Below are 656 nucleotides of genomic sequence, written 5' to 3' on the forward strand. Positions count from 1 at the left end.
CTGTTGTTTAGATGTTAATAAAAGAAATCTAGCAGCTGCTAGAACATCGGGCGGATCACTTTGTATTGAATATGTTGCGCATAAGTTGATTTTGTGAGTGATATTGACTGTGAGGTGGGCTTATCGCTTTATGAGTATGGGGTGGTTGTTTTATGTACAAAAAAAAGGGGCCGGCGGCCCCTAATCGAGTATTGTTACCTGTGTTTTCTCTCTAAACATTATTCTTGAGGGTCTACAACCTTGGGTACTTCATTTTCATAATGTGGAAGATCTTGGCAAGTAACAGACTTACACAGGTGAAGCATTGAGTTAGGTGTGATTAGCAATACCTCATCTTTAGCAATTGGAATATACGGCATAAAATCAGATGAAAGCACAGACCCTTCACTGATCATCACCTTTTCATAGAAATCTAGTTCACGTTCAGGAATTATCTGCTGGTGTTGTTCTTCGTCTAATGAAATATGTTTGCCGGTAATGCTATAACTGCCAGATGAAGTAAAACCAACCTCTCTATCGGTGACATAAAGAAGGTCGTAGCTGTTGTTTTGTCTGAATTCGATATTAATGGATGACGAATTATAGATAACGTCATTCGGCGGCATAATCACGTTGACTGGATTAGCCAAATAATGGCCTTCTAATTTTGAACTCGT

Annotated in this window: 1 protein-coding gene; it reads right to left on the bottom strand. The window is 39.0% G+C overall.

The genetic code is table 11. From position 1 onward, the window contains the following. Nucleotides 1-218: 218 nt before the first annotated feature. Nucleotides 219-656, bottom strand: a 438-nt coding sequence (locus KIV40_RS31695) for a hypothetical protein (RefSeq protein ID WP_285353286.1), incomplete at its 5' end; no start/stop codon positions are given.

The sequence above is a fragment of the Vibrio sp. D173a genome (assembly GCF_030248475.1).